The 17,849-nt window shown below is 70.0% G+C and carries 21 protein-coding genes, 1 tRNA gene and 1 pseudogene; 8 read left to right on the forward strand and 15 right to left on the reverse strand.

The features are described 5' to 3' along the window. Positions 1 to 175: 175 nt before the first annotated feature. From ACZ6JT_RS01420 to ACZ6JT_RS01450, 7 genes and pseudogenes are all read right to left on the reverse strand, one after another. Positions 176 to 478 carry a hypothetical protein gene (locus ACZ6JT_RS01420; protein WP_469208124.1) on the reverse strand — a complete coding sequence of 101 codons (303 nt, stop codon included), beginning with the start codon at positions 476 to 478 and terminating at the stop codon, positions 176 to 178. 504 nt (positions 479 to 982) lie between these two features. Beyond that, positions 983 to 1,417: a DUF4352 domain-containing protein gene (locus ACZ6JT_RS01425; protein ID WP_469205998.1), complete on the reverse strand. Its 435-nt coding sequence runs from the start codon at positions 1,415 to 1,417 to the stop codon at positions 983 to 985. 38 nt (positions 1,418 to 1,455) lie between these two features. Then, the gene (locus ACZ6JT_RS01430; RefSeq protein WP_392062894.1) at positions 1,456 to 1,998 is read right to left on the reverse strand and encodes a hypothetical protein; all 543 of its coding nucleotides are present in this window, start codon (positions 1,996 to 1,998) and stop codon (positions 1,456 to 1,458) included. Positions 1,999 to 2,009: 11 nt separating this feature from the next. Then, positions 2,010 to 2,758: pseudogene (locus tag ACZ6JT_RS01435) on the reverse strand (IS5 family transposase); the annotation flags it as partial. Between the two features lie 290 nt (positions 2,759 to 3,048). Further along, the gene (locus ACZ6JT_RS01440; RefSeq protein WP_469206001.1) at positions 3,049 to 3,270 is read right to left on the reverse strand and encodes a hypothetical protein; all 222 of its coding nucleotides are present in this window, start codon (positions 3,268 to 3,270) and stop codon (positions 3,049 to 3,051) included. A 44-nt stretch (positions 3,271 to 3,314) separates the two neighbouring features. Then, complete coding sequence (locus ACZ6JT_RS01445; RefSeq protein WP_469206003.1) at positions 3,315 to 3,524, reverse strand: hypothetical protein; 210 nt, start codon at positions 3,522 to 3,524, stop codon at positions 3,315 to 3,317. An 802-nt stretch (positions 3,525 to 4,326) separates the two neighbouring features. After that, positions 4,327 to 4,932, reverse strand: coding sequence for a DinB family protein (locus tag ACZ6JT_RS01450; RefSeq protein WP_469206005.1), 606 nt, complete (start codon positions 4,930 to 4,932; stop codon positions 4,327 to 4,329). A 47-nt stretch (positions 4,933 to 4,979) separates the two neighbouring features. Here ACZ6JT_RS01450 and ACZ6JT_RS01455 point away from each other — a divergent pair, with 47 nt between their 5' ends. Beyond that, on the forward strand, positions 4,980 to 5,192 hold the full coding sequence (locus ACZ6JT_RS01455) for a hypothetical protein (protein ID WP_469206008.1): 213 nt from the start codon (positions 4,980 to 4,982) through the stop codon (positions 5,190 to 5,192). Positions 5,193 to 5,198: 6 nt separating this feature from the next. Here ACZ6JT_RS01455 and ACZ6JT_RS01460 read toward each other — a convergent pair whose 3' ends face one another. Together ACZ6JT_RS01460 and ACZ6JT_RS01465 are read right to left on the reverse strand one after the other, a co-directional pair. After that, positions 5,199 to 5,441 carry a VOC family protein gene (locus tag ACZ6JT_RS01460; RefSeq protein WP_469206010.1) on the reverse strand — a complete coding sequence of 81 codons (243 nt, stop codon included), beginning with the start codon at positions 5,439 to 5,441 and terminating at the stop codon, positions 5,199 to 5,201. A 124-nt stretch (positions 5,442 to 5,565) separates the two neighbouring features. Further along, positions 5,566 to 5,976 (reverse strand): VOC family protein, encoded by a 411-nt coding sequence (locus ACZ6JT_RS01465; RefSeq protein WP_469206011.1) that lies wholly within the window; start codon positions 5,974 to 5,976, stop codon positions 5,566 to 5,568. A gap of 79 nt (positions 5,977 to 6,055) precedes the next feature. Here ACZ6JT_RS01465 and ACZ6JT_RS01470 point away from each other — a divergent pair, with 79 nt between their 5' ends. Beyond that, a complete protein-coding gene (locus ACZ6JT_RS01470) occupies positions 6,056 to 6,934 on the forward strand; it encodes a sigma-70 family RNA polymerase sigma factor (RefSeq protein WP_469206013.1) in 879 nt (292 codons plus the stop codon). Between the two features lie 300 nt (positions 6,935 to 7,234). Here ACZ6JT_RS01470 and ACZ6JT_RS01475 read toward each other — a convergent pair whose 3' ends face one another. The 4 genes from ACZ6JT_RS01475 to ACZ6JT_RS01490 all read right to left on the reverse strand — a co-directional run bounded on the left by ACZ6JT_RS01475 (position 7,235) and on the right by ACZ6JT_RS01490 (position 10,194). Further along, positions 7,235 to 7,528, reverse strand: a complete 294-nt coding sequence (locus ACZ6JT_RS01475; protein ID WP_469206015.1) for a PH domain-containing protein — start codon at positions 7,526 to 7,528, stop codon at positions 7,235 to 7,237. A gap of 73 nt (positions 7,529 to 7,601) precedes the next feature. Then, positions 7,602 to 8,483, reverse strand: coding sequence for an IS5 family transposase (locus ACZ6JT_RS01480; protein ID WP_469206017.1), 882 nt, complete (start codon positions 8,481 to 8,483; stop codon positions 7,602 to 7,604). Positions 8,484 to 8,767: 284 nt separating this feature from the next. Beyond that, a complete protein-coding gene (locus tag ACZ6JT_RS01485; RefSeq protein ID WP_469206019.1) occupies positions 8,768 to 9,604 on the reverse strand; it encodes an alpha/beta fold hydrolase in 837 nt (278 codons plus the stop codon). Beyond that, positions 9,601 to 10,194, reverse strand: a complete 594-nt coding sequence (locus tag ACZ6JT_RS01490; protein ID WP_469206021.1) for a TetR/AcrR family transcriptional regulator — start codon at positions 10,192 to 10,194, stop codon at positions 9,601 to 9,603. Before ACZ6JT_RS01490 ends, ACZ6JT_RS01485 begins: the two co-directional genes overlap by 4 nt. 1,325 nt (positions 10,195 to 11,519) lie before the next feature. On the opposite strand from ACZ6JT_RS01490, the gene ACZ6JT_RS01495 reads away from it, so the two are divergent. The 5 genes from ACZ6JT_RS01495 (at position 11,520) to ACZ6JT_RS01515 (ending at position 15,575) form a co-directional block, all read left to right on the forward strand. Continuing rightward, positions 11,520 to 11,765, forward strand: a complete 246-nt coding sequence (locus tag ACZ6JT_RS01495; RefSeq protein WP_469206023.1) for a hypothetical protein — start codon at positions 11,520 to 11,522, stop codon at positions 11,763 to 11,765. 248 nt (positions 11,766 to 12,013) lie between these two features. Continuing rightward, complete coding sequence (locus tag ACZ6JT_RS01500) at positions 12,014 to 12,355, forward strand: HopJ type III effector protein (RefSeq protein WP_469206025.1); 342 nt, start codon at positions 12,014 to 12,016, stop codon at positions 12,353 to 12,355. Between the two features lie 368 nt (positions 12,356 to 12,723). Beyond that, a tRNA-Arg gene (locus ACZ6JT_RS01505) sits at positions 12,724 to 12,842 on the forward strand. A gap of 290 nt (positions 12,843 to 13,132) precedes the next feature. After that, positions 13,133 to 14,740 (forward strand): serine/threonine-protein kinase, encoded by a 1,608-nt coding sequence (locus tag ACZ6JT_RS01510; protein ID WP_469208125.1) that lies wholly within the window; start codon positions 13,133 to 13,135, stop codon positions 14,738 to 14,740. A gap of 94 nt (positions 14,741 to 14,834) precedes the next feature. Beyond that, positions 14,835 to 15,575 carry a nucleotidyltransferase domain-containing protein gene (locus tag ACZ6JT_RS01515; protein WP_469206027.1) on the forward strand — a complete coding sequence of 247 codons (741 nt, stop codon included), beginning with the start codon at positions 14,835 to 14,837 and terminating at the stop codon, positions 15,573 to 15,575. A gap of 57 nt (positions 15,576 to 15,632) precedes the next feature. On the opposite strand, the gene ACZ6JT_RS01520 is transcribed toward ACZ6JT_RS01515, so the two are convergent. Then, entirely contained in the window at positions 15,633 to 16,370 is a 738-nt protein-coding gene (locus ACZ6JT_RS01520) for a VOC family protein (RefSeq protein WP_469206029.1), read from the reverse strand. 144 nt (positions 16,371 to 16,514) lie between these two features. Next, positions 16,515 to 17,123 (reverse strand): type 1 glutamine amidotransferase family protein, encoded by a 609-nt coding sequence (locus ACZ6JT_RS01525; protein ID WP_469206031.1) that lies wholly within the window; start codon positions 17,121 to 17,123, stop codon positions 16,515 to 16,517. A gap of 565 nt (positions 17,124 to 17,688) precedes the next feature. Here ACZ6JT_RS01525 and ACZ6JT_RS01530 point away from each other — a divergent pair. Then, positions 17,689 to 17,823, forward strand: coding sequence for a hypothetical protein (locus tag ACZ6JT_RS01530; protein ID WP_469206033.1), 135 nt, complete (start codon positions 17,689 to 17,691; stop codon positions 17,821 to 17,823). Positions 17,824 to 17,849 lie beyond the last annotated feature (26 nt).

A 17,849-nucleotide genomic window follows, 5' to 3' on the forward strand; every position in this document is an offset into this window, starting at 1 on the left:
CCGCGCCCGGCACGGTCGGCTCGCCCCCGCCGATACGCCGGCCGCCCCGGGAGGACGGGCCGGCTCGAATGAGCGTGCGACGGCCCGTGCCGGGAGCGGCGCCGGTAGCGGTGCTGGGTGTGCAGGAGTGAGCGCACGGACCGGCTCGGGTTGCCGGTTCGGGGTCATGCCGAGGTCAGCTGGGTCGGGGTGCGATATGCCGGCGGGCACGATCCCAGACCTCCTCGAAGCCCGCAGAGGTGAGTTGCTCAGGGTCATGGCCGTCCCATTCCGAGACGGGCAGCTCGGCTGTGGTCCCGAACCTGCTGTCGTACCCATCGAGGCAGCCGGCGTCGCAGGCCCGCTGCCACTCGGCGAGAGAGGCAGCTGCGATCGGGGTCAGCTCGGGCCCTTCGAGTTCGACCTGCCGGGTCACCCAGCCTTCGGCATCGACCTCGAAGTAGAACCAGACGTCTTCCTCGTCCCAGTAGCAGCGCATCCATGTTGTCACCAACCCATGATGCGCCCGCCCGCCATAGTGGTCGCTTCCTCCTTGGGCGGCCCGGATGGACCCGGCGCGGCGCAGCTGGTGGGTGCCGTTCCTGAGGACCGCGAGTCGGACGGTGGCGAGGCTGGCTGGTCCGTGCCCGCTCTCGTGAGGGTCGGCAGCGCTCACCCCTGGTCGTCGCCGCGCCGCCAGGGCCGGTTCCCGGGCCGGAGCAGCGTCTCCGGAGGCTTGCCACTGGCCCGTCGTCGGCTGGCGGTTGACGCGCCCACGAACAGGAGCGTCCCACGACAGGGCGGCTGCACGGTCGGGGTGTACGGCGGCGCGGTGCGCCCCCGTGTGCGCGCCGGAGCACCCCTCGGAGCGGCCGGGGAGTTGGGGCGCTGGGGACGCCGACGAAGTGTCAGGACACGTGGGCCCGGACTGACTTACCAATGAGCCCGTCGGGGAACGTGACGGACTTCGGCCTGCACGACCCGTGGCCGGTGATCGCGCCGGTCACGTTTCGCCCGGGGCGAGCTCCACCGTGGCGATCCGGTTCTCGTCCGCCCCCAGCTCGGCAACGCGCTTGGTGCCGTTCGTGTCGGTGATCGCGAAGTGCAGCGGGTTGACATTGATCGGCTCCGACGAGTTGTTCGTGACCGTCACCCACACACCCGTGCAGTCGCTGCCCTGGGCGATGACGCTGCTTTTCGGACCTGCCTTCTTCGCCGCCACCACGGCCTCAGCCTTCTTCTGGGCCTCTGCCGACGACGGCTTGGTGTCCAGGGCCTTCGACGTCTTGTCCTGCTGCCGACGATGCCGAGGCAGCCGAACCCGATGATCTTCCCAGTGTTGGACTTCTTCGGCGGGGCGGGTACCCGTAGCCCTTCCCGCCGCCCGGCCGGGAGATTCAACGATCCCGCTGAGGGCCCCCCGGACCTCGCCCGGCACCGGGTCAGCTAAGAGGTCGTTTCTCTTGGTCAGCTGTTCTACCGTCGCCCAAGCAACCGGCCCTGCTGCTGCTTCAGGCCTGCGAACCCGTGTCGTGCGTATGCGGCTATCTCCTCACTGGGGAAGGGCACCACGGACAGGTGCTCGTCGTAGCTGCCCTGTTCCCACCGGGCGGCCGTGATCTCGTAGCCAGAAACGTGTGCGCACAGCTGAAGCAGGATCGGCGGCATCTCTGGTTCACTCAAGAGGTCAGCGCGCTTGATGACGAGGTCGCGCATCGCCTGAATGTTCGGGAGGAAGACGGTCCTGACCCACAACCGCCACTCGGCAAGTTCCTCTTCGGAAGGCGGTATCTCATGCACGAAGGGCGACCTGCCGTCGGGACGAGCGTTGCGCTCCATGAACGCGCCGAAGATACGGCTGTTGGCCTCCGTGAGGGCGAACAGCGGTCCGTAAAAATCGCTGAGCTGCCGATTCAAGCGGGCGATGCGTTCTTGCCGCTGCGACAGGCGCAAGCCGTTGAGATAGGTGGCTACATAGCCTGCGAACGCCAGTGCGATGGTAACGACTACTGTGATCATGGGGGGCGATGCTAGTGAGCATCGCCTCCTTTGGTCAGCCTGCGGCAGCAGATCAGGGTCGCCGCGATCCCGGCGAAGGCGAGGAAGTGCTCGGCCTTGCGCTCGTAGCGGCGGTGGAGTCGGCGGCAGCCGGCGAGCCAGGAGACCGTCCTCTCGATGACCCAGCGGTGACGGCCCAACCGCTGTGAAGACTCGATGCCCCTGCGGGCGATGCGGTGTCGAATACCTCGCTTGCGGAGCCAGCAGCGGAGATGTTCGTAGTCGTAGCCCTTGTCCGCATGGAGCTTGCCAGGGCGCCGTCGACGAGGCCCTCGGCGGGATCGGATCGGTGGAATGCCACGCACGAGCGGTTCGAGGCCCTGGCTGTCGTGCATGTTGGCGCCGGAGATGCCCAGCGACAGCGGCAGTCCGTTGCGGTCGGTGATCAGGTGGATTTTCGATCCTGACTTGCCGCGGTCGGTCGGATTCGGTCCGGTCAGTGGCCCCCTTTTGCAGCCCGCAGGCTGACGGAGTCAATCGCGCAACGAGACCAGTCCAGTTGTCCTCTTGCGCCAAGTTCGTCGAGAACGACGCGATGGAGGCGAGCCCAGACGCAGGCCTGGCCCCACTGGGCGAAGCGCCGGTAGACCGTCTGCCAGCTCGGGCCGAACACCGGTGGGAGCCGCCGCCAGGTGCAGCCCGAGGTGGCCACGAAGATGATCGCGGCCAAGGCCTCGCGGTCACCGGCCCGGCGCCGGCCTCCACCCTGCCGACACCCCTCGGAACGGAATCCCCAACGCGTCCGGCACTAGCCGCTCAACGAGATTAGTCATGCACGGTTCAACGTACGCCTACGCCATAAGAAACGACGTCTAAGCCGCGAGGGAGCATCGCGCGGAATCGCGCCTGCGGACCGCGAGAATGAACCTGAGAACGTGACCGTGAAGGCGCTGCCGAGCCACCCCCCAGCCCTACTGCCGTACAGCAAGGCCCAGACTGCCTGCGATCGGGCACGGCGCGCCTATGGCTCGACGAAATCCCAGTCGACCAGGCCCAGCCTCCTCACCGCACTCACTCGTACACATGCGGCTTCCCACCTTGCCAGGCGATGACCTCGGAGTCGCCGAGGACCAGCGCATCCGGATCGGGGACGTCGAGTCGCCGCAGGAACTCGATCAGGTCCCCGTCCGAGTGAGCGATGCCCAGGACGGTGTCGACGCCACGGATCCGGATCACGACCCGCCGGCCGCCCGACGCGGAAATGCGGTGCACGAGGATCGGCGCATGCTCCATGGCTCCAGACTGCCGCCGACGACCTGCCAGAGCATCCGGAGCAGTCACTCGCTCCACTCCTCCGGGCCCCCGCCCAGCCACCGGATCGGGGGCCATCCCTCCGCCGTCGCCAAGCCGGCCGCGCGGAGCAGCTCCACCACACCGGGGAAGCTGTGCGCGACTCCCAGGGCCCGGTCTTCGGCGTGGACGTGCGCCACGACGGACCGGCCGTCTCCGGCGAGCGGGTGGACGACGATGTACACGCTGTCGGCCATACCTCCAGGGTGCGGCTGTCCGGTCACTCCGGCACGCCAAGCGCACGACCTCCGGCCGACCGGCCGTACACACCTCACCGCTCTCGGCGGCCGCCGGCGGCAAAGCAGAGCGAACGTGCATTCGAATTTACGCGCGCCGGGAACCTTCGCCGGCCCCCGGCTCCCAGAGGTGACCGACCGCCTCACGGCGATCGGTGCCGCACCCCCTGCACTGCACCCGGGCCGACGTCACACCGTCCTCCGTGGAGAACTCGCTCCACTCCACATCCTTCGAGTCCTGGCTCCCGCACACTTGGCACGGCCACCAGCCAATCGAGTCCGTCACGACGCCTCCCGTAGGCTTTCCGACCGCCAGGCACCCACCTCTCAGCGTGCGACAAGCACGCCCGAATGGCATGCGGAGCGGGTTGTCCACCCGGCCACGTCTTCCGTTGTTCCAATTCGGGCCCTAAGCCGGAGAGACAGGCGATCGACCGATCGTTCTTCCAGCGGCGCGACCGAGGCGTTCGCCGGACTCGATGCCGCGCCGCACGATGCGCGCGACCAGCCCGCGCTCGCCCAGCCAGACCACGTGTTCGGCGGAGAAGTAGGCCCTGCCCGCGCGGAGTTCGACGGGGCTGCGCCGCCGTGGTCCCCCGGCGCGGTCCGTTCCACCGCGCCCCGGGCCTCGAGTTCGCCTCCATGCCGGGAGCAGCGATGCGCGGGCGGATGAGGGCAGCAACGAGGCTACCCGCTAGCAGAGTTCGAGGACCAGACACTTCGATAGATCAGCACCCGCGACGGGCACCAGGCCGCACGAACATCACGTCACGTGAGACACCCTGTGAGCCTTGAGTGGTGCGGCCGACCTGGCGGCTTGCTCGATCTTCGCGCAGTGGGCTGCACGCGCTTCCTCGTCGATCTGCGTCTCGTGTTCGGCGCGCAACCCGGTCCGGCCGTCAAGGCCCTCACGCAGGATGTCGGCCTGCCCGGCATGCCGGATGGACTCGCCGAGGACATGGACCATGATGGCGAACAGGTTCGTCTCGGCATGAGGCTCCGGCCACCACGGCACGTGGCCGGGGGCGTCGAGGGGAAGCTCGTTGATCGTCGCGTCCGAGTGTTCCCACGTGCGCCGGTAGAACCCGATGATCTGATCACGGGTCTCGTGCTCGGTCGCCCACAGATCGCTGCCGTCGGAGTCCTGCCACCGCGGCAGCGGATCCGGGGAGGGGCGGTCGAAGACCTCGCCGAAATACCTGGCCTCGACGGTGGCCAGGTGTTTGACCAGACCGAGGAGGTTCGTACCGGTCGCTGTCAAAGGTCGGCGGGCATCGTATTCGGACAAGCCGTCGAGTTTCCAGAGCAGCGCCTTGCGGTCCCGCCGCAGTCGCCCGTGCAGGGTGTCCTTCGCGAATTCGTCGATCATGCGGCACGAGCCTGCCATGGGCTCCGCATGGTCTCAAGATCCCGTACGTGGGCCCCAACGACTGGCGGCCGGCGCGCACCGATCCGCCCCCAGCCCCGGAACCAAAGGGGGCCGCCGACCACCAGGCGGGCGACGAGATCTGCCACGCGGTCTCGGCCTGGTGCTGGAGTGCGGGCCAAGGCGCACGCGGTGGACGGCCGCCCGGCTTCGACGAGGACCGATACAAGAAGCGCAACACGGTCGAGCGGGCGATCAAATGAGCTAGGTCAGAGGCCGACGTATTCGTACACGCCCCCGTGAGGGTGCCGCAGCACCGCTCGGCGGCCGTTGGGGGTGGGTTGCGCCGGCATCACCACGGTGGCACCAGCTGGGAAGGGGCCGACGCTCGCCAGGCGCCCACCCGCGAAGTCGAAGCGGTCGGCCACCTCGCCGGTCAATCGCTCGCAGGAGGGGATGGCCGCCTCCAGGTCGTCGACCCGCTGTCGCGCGACTACTGAGTTGATCGTCATCGGCGTGCCGGAGTACCTCGTCCGTCAGGGTCTGTGGTCAACACCGTTGGGTCTCTCGCAGTCGTTGTTCTGAGACCGGGATGGCCGGAGCCGGACGGCGCCGGCCACGCCGGGTCTACGAACGTCAGCCATCGCCACGGCTCTGCCAGGCGGCGCGCTGGCGCAGCGAGATCCGGTTGCCGTCGGGGTCCACTGCCTCGATGCGGACCCCGTACCCGTAGTCCTCCGGTTCGGGCTGGTCGAAAGCAACCCCGCGGCCCCGGAGCACCTCGAAGTCTGCGTGCAGGTCGTCCGACTCGAGGAAGACCGGGCCGGGTGTGGTGCCGGGCTGAAGCTCGGCCGGCTGCCCAGCGGCCGTGGGGTGGGGCCAGAGGATGATGTCGAGCGGGCTGCCGGGGACGCCTATGGTGAGGAAGCGTCCGTCAGGCCCCGGGTAGTCGACGCGCTTCTCCAGGCCGAGCTGGTCCGTGTAGAACCGCAGCGCGCGCTCCTGATCGGTGACATAGAGCGTCACGTACATGATGTTCGTCAGCATGGTGCTCCTCCAGCGGTTACCTGAGCCCCTTCGGGCCCGTCATCCCTCATGACGGAGCGGATTCAGGGAAGGTAACAACATGTTCGAGACCGGCTCGGCGGACCCGGTGGCCCAGGCGTTCGAGGTCCAGCGCGACCGGCTGCGTGCGGTCGCCCACCGCGTGCTCGGATCGCACGCCGACGCCGAGGACGTGGTCCAGGAAGCCTGGCTGCGGCTCTCCCGCCAGGACCCGACCACCATCGAGAACCTCGCCGGCTGGCTCACCACCGTGGTCGGCCGGATCAGCCTCGACGTCCTCCGCTCGCGCCAGGCCCGCCCCGAGGCATCCCTGGACGACCGTCTGCCCGATCTCGTGGTGACGCTCGACGACGCTCCCGCCCCGGACGACGACGCGGTGCTCGCGGACTCGGTCGGACTCGCGCTCCTCGTCGTCCTCGAATCGCTTCGGCCCAGCGAGCGGCTGGCGTTCGTGCTGCACGACCTGTTCGCGGTGCCCTTCGATGAGATCGGCCGCATCCTCGGCAAATCCACCGACGCCGCCAAGATGCTCGCCAGCCGCGCCCGCAGAAAGGTCCGGGCAACCGAGCAGCCGGCCCGCGCACACCGGGAGCAGCGCCAAGTGGTGTCCGCCTTCCTGGCGGCCGCCCGCAGTGGAGACTTCGAGGGTCTGCTACGTGTGCTCGACCCCGAGGTGCGGCTCGCTGTCGACACCCCTGGCGGCTTGGTTGTCACCCTCGGCGCCACCAAGGTCGCCGCCGGCGCGCGGCTGGCCGCCGGCGCTGCCATCCAGGGCCGGGCGGCCCTCGTGGGCGGCCTTCCCGGAGTCGTCTCCTGGCGCGAGGACGGGACCCCTCTCTCCGTACTCGCGTTCACCGTCACAGACGGCCGCATCACCGCCATCGGCGCCGTGGTCGACCCGGCCAAGCTCGCGCGGATGAACCTGCCAGACCCGGCGTGAGCAGCTGTGTCATGCCGCCCCCGTGACGCTTGACCAGGGCACCACGTCCGACTTCGCGCAACCACCGGCCCACACGCCTTTCGCCGACGCTTGCGCCTGCGCCTGCGCCTGCGGGAACGCGAGCGTCAGTTCGTCACGCAGACCGTCGAACAGGGCCCCTTAGTACTGCAGGTGGACCAGGCCCTCGCTCAGCAAGTGGTAGTCGAGGGTGCTCGGCAGCAGCGCGCCGTCGACGAAGGCGTGCGTGCCACTGTCGGCGGGGAGGGGCGAACCGAGCCCGGCTAGGCGCTGTCCGGCGGATCATGCTTCGGGGTCAAGGATCCGGAGATCGTAGAGGTAGGAGCGATCGCCTTTGAAGCTGCGCCAGACGGTGGCCGGGGGTTCGGGTTCGTCTGCGTGGCTATTGAGGGGATGGGCGGTGACGAGGCCGTCAGCGATCTCGCAGTGCCAGCCGTCGGTCGGCGACCAGACACACCGCACGTTCCCGTCCGTTCGGCGGTAGGCAGGACGGCCATTGTGCTCGCCGTCGCGTTCGAAGTGGTAACGAAGCCCGTCTATGTGGCGCACGAAGGTGAAGGATGAAAGTGCCGTCATACCTTCGGCACTGTATGAGACAACGCTGCTGGCGGCTAAGCAGTTCTGGGCGTACCCAGATGCAGGGCGCATCTCACGGGCGGAGCCAGAGCCGGATTGCGGCGGCGGTGACCGTGCCGTGGAAGACGTAGGCCCTCTTGTCGTAGCGGGTGGCGACAGCCCGGGAGTTCTTGAGCCGATTGATCGTTCGCCCGACCTCGTTGCGGCGTTTGTAGATCTCGCTGTTGAAGCCGGCGGGCCGACCGCCCTTGCTTCCGCGTCTTGTGCGCTTGGCCCGCTGGTCCTTCGGTTCTGGGATGGTGTGCTTGATCTGGCGTCTTCGCAGGTAGCGGCGGTTGCGGCGTGAGCTGTATGCCTTGTCGCCGCCGAGGTGGTCCGGCCGGGTGCGCGACCGTCCGCCCTGCGGTCGGGGAACGGCGACGCGTTCGAGGACCTCAATCATCTGCGGCGCGTCGCCCCACTGGCCCGGCGTGAGCAGGAAGGCCATGGGCCGGCATCCGCCCTCACCGGCGAGGTGGATCTTGCAGGTCAGACCGCCCCGGGACCGTCCGAGTCCTTCGTCGGGGCGGTGGTGCCGGCGCGTCCTCCTTTTTTCGGGATCCGCGGCTTCTCCTTCCGGGCTCCGGCGGCAATGCTGATGAGCACGGCATGACGTCGAATCGACGCTGACCATGCTCCAGTCGATCCGGCCCGCGAGGTCGGCGTCCGCCTGGACGGCATGCAGGATTCGGTCCCACGTGCCGTCCGCCGACCAACGCCGGTGCCGCTCGTAGACGGTCTTCCAGGTGCCGAAACGCTCAGAAAGGTCCCGCCACGATATGCCCGTTCGCGCCCGGAACAAGATCCCGTTGATCACCCTGCGGTGGTCGTTCCACCGGCCGCCACGCTGCCCCGACGCCGGCAGGTGCGGCTCCAGTCGGCCCCACTCGGTATTCGTCAGATCACCCCGCCCCATGCCGGGAACAACGAGCCGGCAATCCGACAGTCACATGATCCGCCGGACAGTGCCTAGGGCGGTGCAGCGGTTCCGGGGTCCGCGCCCCGGGTCAGGACGAAGCCGGGCACGACCGCCGAGTCGTGGACGCCACCTTTCCGTCCGCGCCCCACACGACGCTGGTCGGGCGAAGCGAGCGGGGTCCGGGAGGTGCCTGTCGGGATTGCCCCTGGAGGGCCGATTGCGAAGGGGACGTTCAGCGCCCTCTTGGGTGGTGGCGTCGACCAGGCGGGTCGGCTTCGGGTTCAGGCGCGGAAGGCTTTCCTCAGCATTTCGCCGAACTCGGTGGGATGCGTGGTCATGCCGGTGTGCCCGCCGGGGAGGTGCAGGAGTTCCGTGCCGAGACGCTCGGCCAGGAAGACGGCCGGACGGTACGGCAACTCGCCGCGCGATTCCTGGCCGCAGGCGAGCACGAGCCGGTCCGACAGGGCTTCCAGCCGGTGGATGTCCGGGGTGTAGGACATGAAGCTGGGCACGATGCGCCCGATGAAGTACGGCAGGTCGGCCATCGTCTGCTCGGCCCGTGCCGCTGCCTGCGGTGGAAGCCTGATCTCGGCCTTCGCCGCGCTGGTGGCGCCGTCCTTCTTCAGACCCGCAGCGAACATTGCCATCGCCGCCATGAGTCCCTGCGCACGGAAGGTCTCCTGCACGCGCGCGATGAGTGCGCGGTGTTCGGGGGCGTCGGGCAGGACCTCCACCACCGGTGGCTCGTGCGCCACGAGGCGTTCTACGCGTTCGGGATGGGCGGCGAGCAGGTGCAGGCCGGCGATCGCACCCGAACTGGCGCCGAAGACCCGCGCGGGCTCTCCGGGCGACAGCAGTTCCAGGAGGCGGTACGCGTCGTCAGCGTGCTCGGCGACTCGCTGCTCGGCCTCGGGGTCGTCCAGCGTGCTTCGGGACATGCCGCGCGGGTCGTAGGTCGCGACGGTGTATGCGGCGGCCAGGTCGGCGGCGATGCCGTCGTAGGAGGCCGCGCCGCCCGCTCCGCCGGGGATCAGCAGCAGGAGCGGGCCTTGGCCGCGTACCACGTAGTGCAGGGTCGCGCCGTTCACGCGCAGGCCGCCACGGGTCGGGGCAATCATGAGGAGTCTCCTTCTCGGAACGGGGGCCAGTGCTCCAGGAGGGTGTGCAGGGCGTCGAGGGCGCGGACCCAGGAATGCTGGGGCGAACGCTCGTATGCGAAGCCGCCCGCGGCCTCCAAGGCGACGAACCCGTGGAACGTGCTGCGCAGCAGCCGGACCGCGTCGGTCAGGTCGGGCTCGGCCAGTCCGTAGCCGCGCAGCATGCCGTAGGTCAGCTCGACCGCGCGTCGCGGTCCGGCCGCCTTCGCATCCAGCTCCGGGTCGATCTGGATCGGGGTCTGCGTCGCGGTGTAGCGCCCCGGATGCTCGTGGGCGTACTCCCGCCACGCGTTGGCGAAGGCGACCAGCGCGTCCTTGCCCGCCCGCCCCGAGGTCGCCTCCGCGATACGGATGGTCTTCTCGTCTGCCGCCAACAGCGCGATCCTGCCGCGCAGATCGTCCAGGCCGCGGACGTGCGCGTAGAGGCTCGCGTCCTTCACGCCCAGCCGCCGCGCCAACTGCGACATGGTCACCTGGTCAAGCCCGACCTCGTCCGCCAACTCGGCGCCCGCGATCGTCACCCGCTCCGCCGTCAGCCCTGCCCGCGCCATGCACCCTCCCGCTTCCTAGGGCCCCTAGATATAACCTAGGGGTCCTAGGAAGAGCAAGCGGAGGCTTGTCCACGCAGGACGAGGCCGTCGAGGCAGGCCGTTGAGGCGAGGCCGCTGAGGCGAGGCCGAGCAGAGCCGTCCTGGAGCCCGAGGAGGTCCGCCGCGCAGCCGGAGAGACGCGGTTTCGCATCGGCTCCCGGCCACCCGGGCCCACACGGGCGGTCGATCGCGGAGCGAACCACCACGGCTCCATTACCGTCGGCTACGAGCACGAACGAACTCGCCCAGCCTGACGAGCGGGGCACCGGCCGCTGCCGACCGTGGCCGTGGCCGTGGCCGATCCCGGGTGGCGGAACAGGGGATCTGCGCGGGCGTCGCGGTGCTCCACGAGGCGCCGCGTCGGGGGGCCGAACGATGGGCTGGCAGGGGGAACCCGAATCCGTGTCGGACGCCCGGGGACGCATTCTGCTCACAGCCGTCCATAGGTTTGCGGCGCGGCCGGGCCTCCGGCAGGCAGGTCCCGGGGACCCCCCGGATCCACACGGTTCAGGACGGCCGCCCGCCTGGACCTCTGCGTCGTCACGGCTATCCGACGATCCAGGCCGCGGTCGACGTCGCCGCCCCCGGTGACCGGATCACCGTCCGGCCGGGTGTCTACCGCGAGCAGGTGGTGATCGGCAAGGACGTGTCGATCACCGGCTCGGGCGATCGCAGGACGACGATCCAGGCTCCGCAGACCCTGACCCCCGGCGACGACGGCAGCAACTCGATCGTCGAGATCCACAACGGTGCGTCCGTCTCGCTGTCCCGGCTCGCAGTCAGCGGACCGGGCCCCGGCACGTGCGCCGACGGCGCACTCGGCTCCGGCATTCGCGTGCTCGGGGGCGCTCGTCTCGACCTCGGCCATGCTGCCGTCACCCACATCACCGACACCCCCGCCGCGCCCTGCTTCCGCAGCGCGAACGCCGTCCTCGTCGGGAACCTGCCCACCGGCACGGGCTCCGCGACCATCCACGACACCAAGATCACGGGCTACCAGGGCGCGGGCGTGGTCGTCCTCAACGAAGGGTCCACCGCCACCGTCGAGCACAGCACCGTCACCGGGCACCCGACGCTGTCGACCGACGGCATCGAGTTCGTGTCGGGCGGTCGGCCGCGTCACATGGAACACCATCAGCGACAACGAGTGCCGGGAGCCCGACCCGGACTGCGGCCCGGACTTCTTCAACGAGTTCCAGCACGCGGGCATCGTCGCCGACGCGCCCGGCACTGTCCTGCAGCACAACCGGATCGTCGGCAACCAGGTCGGGATCTACGTGGCAGGCGTGGGGATCGACATCGCCCACAACGACATCCAGCGGAGTTCGTACGTCGGAATCGCCCTCCAGGACGGTTCGTTCACGGTCCGCAAGGACCGGATCAAGGGTGGGGTGCACGGCGTCGCGGTCATCGCATCAGTGGTCGACACGAACGCGGTGCTCGAAGGCGTAAGGATCACACAGACGTCGGGCGCGCCGGTGCGGACCTTCGAGTGCTGCGGGTTCACCGCCACAGCGACCGTGAAGCCGTAATCGGCCGGACGCCGTGGCATCCCCCCACCCGGTGCTCGGCTCTCCGGAGGTCCGAGCACCACCCTCCCACCCGACCGCCCACACACCGAAACCCGCTCCCGACGGGTCACCCAGGAGCACCTCGTGACCTGCGGAGATGCCGCTCGTTCCGACATGTGGCCCGATTCCCACCGGCCGGCCTCAAGGGGGGTATCGTCCCCCGGTCACGGACGGCAGTCGGATCGTCCGTCCAACCCAAGGGAACCAACATGACGGATCTCAAGTCGTTCCGGGCGAGCCTCGCGTCAGGTGAGCACCAGTTCGCCGACACCCTTGCCTTCGTCGCTGCGCACTACGACTATCAGCCGCAGGCGTTCCGCAACGGAGAAGTGGAAAACGCCGCAGGTGAGAACGAAGGGTCCTGCAAGACGCTGGGCCTTGCCCTGTTGGAAGGGTTGAGCGACCAAGAGGCCCTGCAGGCGTTCGGTGAGCACTACCGCAGCGTGCTGGCCACGCCGAACGACACTGATCACGGCAACATCCGCAACCTCGTGGCCCATGGCCTGGCAGGGGTGAGCTTCTCCGGGCACCCGCTGACCCGCAAGAGCTGAACAGCGGATTCCGTGCGACCACCGGCCTCAGGGGCGGCCCTGCTGACAGCTGCGCTGAGAGTGCCTGGAGCCGGTCCCGGTCGGCCTGATGACGCACCTCACAGAGCGGCTCAATGCTACGGAAGTCACGCGTCGTGGCGTCGGCTTGGGCGCTCAGAGTGAGGGTGGCGGGTGGAGCAGCGGGCGCCGCGGGTGGCCCCGGGGCCGGCGCGCCGCCCGGGAGCGAGGCAGGACTCCTTCTGGTCCCGGCTCGACTTCCGTGGCCCTGGTGCAGGGGGGGTGTGCCGGTACTCGATAAGCGCTCGCTGCGCAGAGGATGCTCCTCTACGGTGAGCCCCAGCGGGACGGCGCGCATTCTCGCAGGCTGCGGTGCCGTGGCAGAGCGGTCCATTGCGATCGCCGTGGGCGAGGTCCCGCCCACGGCGACTGACGGGGACGGGGCGGACCTGCCCCCATCTGTCCGCGGGTTCGAATCCCGTCGGCACCGCAGCCGACCTGGAAGTCCGTCCAGCGCACACACCTCGCCGTCGATCCAGGTCCAAGGGGCGCAGCCGGAACCCGAGTTCGTAGGCACCGCGGCCGCGGTCGCCACGGTCCAGGCGGGCCGGTTTCCCGGCACGCCGAGGGCCGGGTCGCGCGAACCGCCCGCGCACGTACCCCTACGCTGGTCCCCGCGGATCTTCGACAGTGCGGCGAAACGGAGTGTGACAAGTGGCGGGGGCGAACGGCGCGGAGCTGGTCGGCAAGGCGCTGGGCGGGCGGTACCTCGTGACCGCGATGATCGGGCGCGGGGGCATGGGGGTGGTCGCCCGGGCGGTGGACCAGCTGCTGAACCGCGAGGTCGCCGTCAAGGTCCTGCGGGCCTATACCGACGCCTCCCCCACCGAGCTGGCCGATCTGCGGGTCAGGATGCAACGGGAGGCGCAGGCCGCCGCGCGTATCCGGCACGGCGGTGTGGTCACCGTGCACGACGTGGTCGAGGAGCAGGGCCTGCCGGTCATCGTCATGGAGCTGGTCGACGGGCCCTCCCTCGACGACGTGCTGACGGAGCGCGGCCCGCTGGACCCGCGTGAAGCGGCCGCGATCGGCGCCAAGCTGATGGACGCGCTCGACGCGGCGCACCGGGCCGGGGTGCTCCACCGGGACGTCAAGCCCGGCAACGTACTGCTTGAGCGCAGCGGCCGGGTCGTACTCACCGACTTCGGCATCGCCAGTATGGAGACCACCGACGACGAGGCCCTGGCCAAGCTGACCCAGAGCGGTCAGATCGTCGGCTCCCTCGACTATCTGCCACCGGAACGCGCACAGGGCCGGCAACCGGGTGCCGCGTCGGACATCTGGGCGCTCGGCATGACGCTGTACGCGGCCGTGGAGGGCTCCTCGCCCTTCCGCCGTACGTCGGTGTGGTCCACGCTGGCGGCGATCGTCGGTGAACCGCTGCCGGAGCCCCGGCGCGCCGGACCGCTCACCCCGGTGCTGCGGGCACTGATGGCCAAGGATCCGCTGCAGCGGCCCGACGCCGGGCGGGCGCGCGACATGCTGGAGGCGGTCGCCGGGGGCAGGACGGTGGACCTCGCGCCACCGCCGGCCGCGCAGCCCGTCCCTGCGCCGGCCTTCGGTCCCCCCGCCGCGCCGTTCTCCCAGCCCGCCCCCCAGCCCGTCGCCTCCTACACGCCGACCGACGTCTACGCCGCCCCTCCGCAGCAGGGCGCCGCGCATCCGGGCACGCCCCCCGGCATACCCGACGGTCCCGGCAGCCGTTCCCTAACCCGTGCCACGATCGTCCGCACGGGGGGCCGCCGCACCCGTACCGTCGTCGCGGTGGCGGCCGCGACCGTCCTCACCTGCGGCGCAGTCGCCTACGCCTTGATGGACGCGCGGGGCGACACGGGCGGCGGATCGAACCCGGCGCTTCCGGCGGCGGGCAGCGCGGCCGGCGGTGGGACGTCCGGCGGCCAGGCTGCCCCCGGAGGTCCGACGTCCGCCACCCCCTCGAACAAGGACAAGAACGGGCAGACAGGTCCCACGCCAACGCCCGGGAGCGGCGGCTCGGCCGCGAAACCGTCCGGCTCGCCGAAGGCAACGAACAGCTCCCCGGTGAAGGAGCCCGTCCCGGTGTCGACGGCGTGCACCGGCTGGGCCCACTCGAACCGCAGCGACGGCTACGGGCTGGCGGCCCGGGACACCCACCTCTACACCGGCCCGTACGCCGAGTGCTCGTACGTGACCGCGCTCAAGGCCGGCGTGAAGGTCTACTACCACTGCTACGTCACCAATGCCCACGGCAACAAGTGGATCTACGCCCGTATCGAGGGCACGAACACCGAAGGCTGGCTGGTCGGCGACAAGTCCACCCTGAAGAGCGGCACACTCGCCCGCTGCTGAGACCGATCCGCGCTTCACCAGGGGGTGAGCGGCTCGGACCACGCCGTACGGAATCCACTCGCCCCTGATCGAGGATCCTGGCAATCTGCCCCTCATGCATCCGGACCCCACCGACCAGGCGCGGCGTCTCGTCCGCAGCCGCTTTCCCGACGCGCTCTCCGTGGTCCTCGCCGGCTCCACGGCCACCGGCCGAAGCACTGCCGGCAGTGACCTCGACATCGCGGTGCTCGTCGAGGACGGCGGCGTGACCTACCGGGAGACGATCCGGTTCGAGGAACGACTCGTCGAACTCTTCGTCCACACCCGGACGGGCCTCCGCGAACTCTTCGCGGCAGACGTCGCCGCACGGCGGGCGGTCCTTCAGAACATATACGTTTCGGGCCTCGTTCTGGTCGACTCCCATGGCGAGGCCGGGCGCGCTCGCGCCGTGGCCGAAGCGGACCTTCGCACGGGTCCGCCCGCACTGGGACCGGAGACCGTCGAAACGAAGCGCTACGCCCTGACGGACGCCCTGGACGACCTCACTGACGCCAGTGACCCCCTCGAGCGCCTGGCCGTGGCCGGGTACGTGGTCGCTACCGCCGCCGATCTGCTCTGCGACCACCATCACGCGTGGATCGGCGGCGGGAAGTGGTTGCCCCGCCGCCTGCTGGAAGCCGACCCACGACACGGAGCCGCCCTGCTCGAGGGGCACCACCACTTGTGCGGTTCGGGCGACACCGCAGCACTGATCAGCGCGGCGTGGAAAGTGCTCGACCTCGTCGGTGGCCCGCTCCGCGAGGGATACCGCAGGACCTGGCACGGCACCGTCGACTCGGTCGCGGCGGCGCGCTGACTCGCGGTGCCGGCAGCGCAGCCGGCCACGGACAGCCGGGATCCCCCGTGCTCCGTGTCAGCGCGGGCTGAGGACGCAGAACTCGTTGCCCTCCGGGTCGGCCAGGACCGTCCACGGCACGTCGCCCTGGCCCACGTCGGCGGGCGTCGCGCCGAGAGCCTGGAGCCGGGCCGCCTCGGCCGCCTGGTCGTCATCCGGGTACGGGCGGAGGTCGAGATGGATGCGATTCTTCACGGTCTTCGTGTCGGGTGTGCGGAGGAACTCCAGATACGGGCCGACACCCTTGGCGGAGCGCAGCACCGCACGATCGTCGGTCACCTCGTGCAGGGTCCAGTCCATCGCCTCGTCCCAGAACCGCGCCATGGCCCGCGGATCCACGCACTCGACCACGACCGCGGCCATCGGCCCGGTGTCCCGGTAGATCGATCGCGGCTCGAGCACGCAGAATTCGTTGCCCTCCGGGTCGGCCAGGACCGTCCAGGGGACGTCGCCCTGGCCGACGTCGGCGGGGGTCGCGCCGAGGGCCTGGAGGCGCGCGATCAGCTCTGCCTGGTGGGCCGCGGAGGTGGTGGCGAGGTCGATGTGCACGCGGTTCTTCACCGTCTTGGGTTCCGGGACGCGAATGACGTCGACGCAGACGGCGATGGGGTCGGGATAGACGAAGCCCACGGGTTCGAGATTGGTCACGCCGGGCGCCTCGCTGTCGATGCTCCAGCCGAGCGCCTGCGCCCAGAACCGGCCGAGCGCGGAGTCGTCCCGAGCGTCCATCGCAATCTGAACAAGTCGTGTCGCCATGCCGCCGACCCTATGCACACCCCCCTGCGACGGCCAACGCATGGGGCGTCGTCGAACAGAGCTCAACCCGCTCGCCGGTGAGCCGGGAAACCGGAGGTCGGTCGCCGACCTGTCGGCAGGCTGGTGTGGGGCCGTCGGGGGGCGTCAGTGCAGTGCGGCCGCGCGCGCGAGGACGGCGCGCAGGGCGCGCTCGACGGTCTCCTGGTTCTCGCCGACGGGGGCCACGTAGTCGAGGACGTCGCGCGCGGCCTGCTCCCCGAGCACGCGGGTGATCACCCATGTGGCGAGGTACTGGGACGCCAAGCAGCCACCTGCCGTGGCGATGTTCCCCTCGGCGTGGAACGGGGCGTCCAGCACGGTGACGTCACAGGCTTCGACGAAGGGCCGGCTGGTCCTGTCCGTACAGGCCGGCATGCCGGCCAACAGCCCGAGCCGGGCCAGGACCAGCGCGCCGGAGCACTGTGAGCCGATCAGCTGGCGCGTGGGGTCGAGCGACAGCCTGGAGATCAGCTGGTCGTCGGCGACCACATCGCGTGTGCGCACCCCGCTGCCGATCAGCACGACGTCGGCTTCGGTCACGAACTCCATGGGGCGCTGACCGGTCACTTCGACGCCGTTCATCGATGTGACCCGGGGCGTGGGGGTCGTGATGAAGGCTTCCAAACCGTCCTTGCGGCACCGGTTGATCAGCGCGGAAGCGATGAAGCTGTCGAGTTCGTTGAACCCGTCGAAGGTGACCACTGCTACCTGCATGACGACTCCCTTGAGTGCGGCAACGATCAGAGTGGCACTCTCACCGATGCGTCGTTTCGGAGGGAGAGCCAATCAGCGGACAGTGGCATGCCTTCGGCCGCCCTGTGAACGTCCCTCCGTACGAAAGGGCCCCGACCAGCCGGGGGGGGTGGGCTGGCCGGGGCGGGCCCGGCCAGCGGGGGGGGTGCCGGCCGGGGTACGTGGGGCGGAGCCGCGGGGCCGTCACTTCGCAGCGGATCCCTCGACTCCAGCCGTACCATCCTCGCAGGCGAACACCCGACGCGCGCGGGGCATGCCGAGAACGCCGTCTGGTTCTGGGCGGATCACGTCCGGTGCACGCCCGTACGCCTCTCCGGCCGGCGCGGCGGGGTTCCCCTCACCCTGGCGCCCGTGGATCGGAGGCCGGTCACCGTGAGCAGCACGGCCCGGTTCGGGCGACTGCTTGGGGACGCAGGCGATGCCGCCATGGGGAACGACGCGCAGTCGCCGACGCCGGACACGGGGAGCCTGGCCGGCGATCTGCGCACCTACGCGGCCAACGTGGCGCGCGAGATCACCGGACCCGGTGCGCCTGGCCGTCGCCCTGTCGGGCAACGGCCGGCAGGGCCTGCGGGCGGGTGCCGAACCGTACATCCGCGTCCTGTTCGGCACGGAGCTCACCCCGTACTACGTCGACGGGCTGGTCGACCGCATGCTGTGACCTCAACCCCGGTTCCCGGGATCAGT

It is taken from the genome of Streptomyces sp. NPDC046308, from assembly GCF_055588065.1.

Excerpts from the sequence above, each read along its gene's own strand:
- ACZ6JT_RS01420 (WP_469208124.1), bottom strand. The coding sequence starts at position 478 with ATGCGCTGCTACTGGGACGAGGAAGACGTCTGGTTCTACTTCGAGGTC.
- ACZ6JT_RS01430 (WP_392062894.1), bottom strand. The coding sequence starts at position 1,998 with ATGATCACAGTAGTCGTTACCATCGCACTGGCGTTCGCAGGCTATGTA.
- ACZ6JT_RS01440 (WP_469206001.1), bottom strand. The coding sequence starts at position 3,270 with ATGGAGCATGCGCCGATCCTCGTGCACCGCATTTCCGCGTCGGGCGGC.
- ACZ6JT_RS01445 (WP_469206003.1), bottom strand. The coding sequence starts at position 3,524 with ATGGCCGACAGCGTGTACATCGTCGTCCACCCGCTCGCCGGAGACGGC.
- ACZ6JT_RS01450 (WP_469206005.1), bottom strand. The coding sequence starts at position 4,932 with ATGATCGACGAATTCGCGAAGGACACCCTGCACGGGCGACTGCGGCGG.
- ACZ6JT_RS01460 (WP_469206010.1), bottom strand. The coding sequence starts at position 5,441 with ATGACGATCAACTCAGTAGTCGCGCGACAGCGGGTCGACGACCTGGAG.
- ACZ6JT_RS01465 (WP_469206011.1), bottom strand. The coding sequence starts at position 5,976 with ATGCTGACGAACATCATGTACGTGACGCTCTATGTCACCGATCAGGAG.
- ACZ6JT_RS01470 (WP_469206013.1), top strand. The coding sequence starts at position 6,056 with ATGTTCGAGACCGGCTCGGCGGACCCGGTGGCCCAGGCGTTCGAGGTC.
- ACZ6JT_RS01475 (WP_469206015.1), bottom strand. The coding sequence starts at position 7,528 with ATGACGGCACTTTCATCCTTCACCTTCGTGCGCCACATAGACGGGCTT.
- ACZ6JT_RS01480 (WP_469206017.1), bottom strand. The coding sequence starts at position 8,483 with ATGGGGCGGGGTGATCTGACGAATACCGAGTGGGGCCGACTGGAGCCG.
- ACZ6JT_RS01485 (WP_469206019.1), bottom strand. The coding sequence starts at position 9,604 with ATGATTGCCCCGACCCGTGGCGGCCTGCGCGTGAACGGCGCGACCCTG.
- ACZ6JT_RS01490 (WP_469206021.1), bottom strand. The coding sequence starts at position 10,194 with ATGGCGCGGGCAGGGCTGACGGCGGAGCGGGTGACGATCGCGGGCGCC.
- ACZ6JT_RS01500 (WP_469206025.1), top strand. The coding sequence starts at position 12,014 with ATGACGGATCTCAAGTCGTTCCGGGCGAGCCTCGCGTCAGGTGAGCAC.
- ACZ6JT_RS01510 (WP_469208125.1), top strand. The coding sequence starts at position 13,133 with ATGATCGGGCGCGGGGGCATGGGGGTGGTCGCCCGGGCGGTGGACCAG.
- ACZ6JT_RS01515 (WP_469206027.1), top strand. The coding sequence starts at position 14,835 with ATGCATCCGGACCCCACCGACCAGGCGCGGCGTCTCGTCCGCAGCCGC.
- ACZ6JT_RS01520 (WP_469206029.1), bottom strand. The coding sequence starts at position 16,370 with ATGGCGACACGACTTGTTCAGATTGCGATGGACGCTCGGGACGACTCC.
- ACZ6JT_RS01525 (WP_469206031.1), bottom strand. The coding sequence starts at position 17,123 with ATGCAGGTAGCAGTGGTCACCTTCGACGGGTTCAACGAACTCGACAGC.